This is a genomic window from Patescibacteria group bacterium (assembly GCA_026397045.1).
In the GTDB taxonomy this organism is placed as follows: Bacteria; Patescibacteriota; Saccharimonadia; order CAILAD01; family BJGX01; genus JAPLVO01.
In genome coordinates, this window is the sequence record JAPLVO010000015.1 from 1 (window position 1) to 2,543 (window position 2,543).

General features: G+C 45.7%; 3 protein-coding genes. 1 reads left to right on the forward strand and 2 read right to left on the reverse strand.

Features of this window, described 5'->3' with window-relative positions; genetic code table 11:
* Positions 1 to 79: 79 nt before the first annotated feature.
* Complete coding sequence (locus NT111_03195; protein MCX6804995.1) at positions 80 to 1,339, reverse strand: Mur ligase domain-containing protein; 1,260 nt, start codon at positions 1,337 to 1,339, stop codon at positions 80 to 82.
* A gap of 30 nt (positions 1,340 to 1,369) precedes the next feature.
* Complete coding sequence (locus NT111_03200) at positions 1,370 to 2,065, reverse strand: dienelactone hydrolase family protein (protein MCX6804996.1); 696 nt, start codon at positions 2,063 to 2,065, stop codon at positions 1,370 to 1,372.
* Positions 2,066 to 2,241: 176 nt separating this feature from the next.
* Here NT111_03200 and NT111_03205 point away from each other — a divergent pair.
* The coding region (locus tag NT111_03205; protein ID MCX6804997.1) for a hypothetical protein at positions 2,242 to 2,543 on the forward strand (302 nt) is incomplete at its 3' end.

A 2,543-nucleotide genomic window follows, 5' to 3' on the forward strand; every position in this document is an offset into this window, starting at 1 on the left:
ATTCGCCACTAAAAATCCCCCCTGAAATTAATTGTTAGGCTCAATCCTACTACGCATTGGTGGCGCTGTCCAACACTACCTAGATGATCGCCCGCAACTGCTCATCGATATCGCCAGCTCCCATAAAGACTACTATATGCTTTTCGTCAAACCTTGTTTTGGCGATTTCAAAAGCCTGATTAAAACTTTCTTCGTATTTAGTCTTGGGGCCTTGGATCATTCCAGCCAACTGTTCGGAAGATTTACCCTCACCATCATCCCGACCCTTAACGGCATATAGGGGAATCAGGTACAGCTCATCGGCACTCTCGAAGCTATCGGCAAATTCATCAAACAGTTTACTAAGCCGGTCTCGCTGATGTGGCTGAAATACACAAACTAAGGACTTTTTTGGGTTAGCGTCTTTTAGGGCTTTAAGTGTGGCTTTAATTTCGGTAGGGTGATGAGCATAGTCGCTATACACTCCGTCGGTAATCTCCTCGAGCCGGCGCCAGCTACCGCGAAAACCACGAAGACTACCAATAATAGATTCTTTTTTGATGCCAAGCACTTCACCTACCAAGTGGGCTGCCTCCGCATTACTTTGGTTATGCTCACCAGGAACTCCCAGCTCATGGCTAGCTAAGTCGGCTTCATTATACAAAATAACTCGACGATTCAAGAGGTTAGTGTTTTTAATGACATCAACCGTGTTTGCATCTTGACCATTGGCAATAATTGTTCCACCGCTTCTTGTGTTTTCTAGGTATTTACTAAAAGCCTCTTTGACGCCATCGATATCATTGTAGATATCCAAATGCTCCCTATCCACATTGGTGACTACCGAGATAGTTGGGCGATAATTATGGAAGTGCCTATTATAATCATCGGCCTCCAATACAAAGAACTCACTCTGGCCCATGCGGAAGTTATTACCATTTAGCTCGTGCATCTTTGTGCCGACTATCACTGTTGGGTCTAGACCAGCTTCAATCATTATTTTAGCGACCATGGAAGTGGTTGTACTCTTGCCGTGGCTGCCCGAGATTGCAATTAAGGTGTAATTATCGGTTATCTCGCCCATTGCCTCAGCATACAGCTTGGTCGGAATCCGATTAGCCTTAGCGGCGTCGTATTCGTCGTTGCCCTCTTTGACTGCAGCGCTGTGAATTACCAAGTCGGCTCCACGAACATTTTCGGCGCTATGGCCGATTTGCACCATAATGCCTTGAGATTTAAGAAACTCTGTAATATCCGAGCGTGATGCATCCGAACCGCTCACATTATCGCCGTTGGCTTTGTAGTACTGAGCTAGGGCAGAGGTGCCGATTCCACCGACACCTATAATATGTATGTGCATAGGTTTAGTCATGAATATATGGTAGCACAATTAGTACTTAATAAATGTGGCCAAGTCAGCCCACGAAGCATTGGCAGCTGCCTTATTATACATTTCTACTCGCCCTGGCTGGAAGTAAGCGTGGCCAGCGTCGTATACTTTTTCGGTGTAATTAATCCTGGCATTTTTAAATGCCTGAGAGGTTAGCTGCCTATCAGCTTCTGGGATGCTACTGTCTTTATCGCCATAAAACGACATCACAGCTAGGCTTTCATCCTCTTTACGAACTTCACACAGTGCCTCAATAGGCGTTTTGTCTTGGTAATAGCTAGGGGTATGCCCACCAGCGCCATAAAATGAGACTATCTTTTTGACCTTACTATTTAAACCGCTCAAGTAAGCCAAACGCCCGCCAAAACAAAAGCCAATAACACAAATTGATTCGAGCTGGGTCTGGCTGCTGCTAATTTCTTCCTGGGCTTTGCTGAAGATATTGACAAAATCCTGGCCTGTCATTTTAGCCATTAAGCCCGACGCAGTGGCTTGATCGGCCTGGGGATTAAAATTATTAGACTGTCCCGTCAGCTGGTAGAAGTAATCCAGCACATAACAGGGCTGTTGATAACGCTGACTCAATGCCTGAGCAGTGGTGGTGGCGTAGTCAGTTTGGCCCCAGATGTCTGGCAGCATTATTATGACCCTGGTGGCAGCTAAGCTAGAGTTGGTGACTTTCAAAAACTGACTCATAGCAATATTTTACCATAGCTAGGTTCGGCCTAGCTGCCGAGCAGATAATAATTGACATATCGGAAGTTAGTAATAAGATAAATACACAGGCTACCTTAATATCGCAGCTTCAAACAGAAAGGCTAGATTTAAGTCGTATAGTAAGCTATTTTTGTCCGTACCAGAGGGGAACCATAGTGAAATCGCAAAGAGCTAGTCAGCCGCAGAAAGACCGTACCGGTAATAAAAAATCAGAAAAGGAACCGCTACCACCAAAGCTTGTTTTTGAAATAACTGGCCCTTGCGGCCGAATGTTTGTTCAGGCTCGAACGCCCGACCAAGCTCGAGGAGTGTATTTGGCAGCTTGCCCGAGTCTTCCCCGCGAGCTAGGTTGTGTTGAAATCATTAGGCAAGTCGATGAACCAATCGACGCCTACCTAATAATTCAGCATAAGCGGCGCAAGCGCCCCGCTGTTACTAAGCGCTTTCCGACAGTTTA